1 pseudogene is annotated in these 563 nt (G+C 60.6%); it reads left to right on the forward strand.

Annotated features, from left to right (window positions below):
- A pseudogene (locus tag HMPREF2927_RS00560) lies at window positions 1–563 on the forward strand (peptide ABC transporter ATPase); the annotation flags it as partial.

Raw genomic sequence — 563 nt, forward strand, 5'->3', positions numbered from 1 at the left:
GCTGCAGAGTCGCTAGAGCCAGGCAAGCCGACCCTGCACCAGTCCTATAACAATCCCGCAGGCACTGGCCGAGCGGAGGGCGACCCCAACGTCTACAAGGGCGACCAGATCAACTTCTACGTCGATGACGGAGGCCCCTACCGCCTCGAAGCAGACATGCTCGCCGGACACGTCGAAATTGAACTCATGCCCTCCTCCTATGTCATCGAGTACGGCAACGGCGACACAGATACCAACTACACCGCAGGCAAACCGGTCACCACCTACCCTCGTGAGCGTCCGAGGCAGACGGATACCAGCTACGCCTACCAGCGTTCGGGTAACTTCCACGCGTACGCGACTGTGCACTACACGGCTCGTTTCCGCGTGGATGGCGGCCCGTGGCAGATGATGATGGTGACCCCGCAGGCGACCAGTGACCCGCTGCTGATTCGTGTGTGGTGGGTTGATGTTGGACGCGTAGCCGGTGACTGCAGCTATGACGACACTCGTTGGGGCTGCAAGAATGACCCGACCATGGGTAAGAAGGATAACCCGAACCCGCGCCTACGCAAGGCCGATAT

Origin of the sequence: Rothia sp. HMSC061E04 (assembly GCF_001813685.1) — a bacterium.
GTDB classification, from domain to species: domain Bacteria; phylum Actinomycetota; class Actinomycetes; order Actinomycetales; family Micrococcaceae; genus Rothia; species Rothia mucilaginosa.